The following is a 375-nucleotide window of genomic DNA, read 5'->3' on the forward strand; positions in this document are numbered from 1 at the left end:
ACTATATGCACCTGAAAATAAAAAAGAAGTTAAACAACAAATTGCTGCTTAACTTCTATAAAAAATTTATACATCAGTCCAATTTGACAGAGAGCCTTAAAAATATAATATGAAGCTTAATGAAACTACTAAATGAGTTTTAACAAATTCATTTAGTAGTTTTTTATTGTGTATAATCTATTAAACTACAAAATTTAGGTTTTCTCCCAAGTTGGACTGAATTTCTTTTATTAAAATGTATATATTTTCAAATCATTATTTTTAGGCTTGGGGTCGTTCGTTCCTTATTTCGTCAGCTTCAAACGCTTTCTCTGCATCAAGTCCTTCTATACCTTCATGTCTTTTTGACATAAAAAAAGAGACCTTACGGTCTCA

1 pseudogene is annotated in these 375 nt (G+C 28.5%); it reads right to left on the bottom strand.

What is annotated here, in order from left to right:
* Positions 1 to 29 precede the first annotated feature (29 nt).
* Positions 30 to 98 (bottom strand): annotated as a pseudogene (locus CD113_RS13065) (hypothetical protein); the annotation flags it as partial.
* Positions 99 to 375 lie beyond the last annotated feature (277 nt).

The organism is Staphylococcus simiae, from assembly GCF_002902085.1.
Classification (GTDB): Bacteria; Bacillota; Bacilli; order Staphylococcales; family Staphylococcaceae; genus Staphylococcus; species Staphylococcus simiae.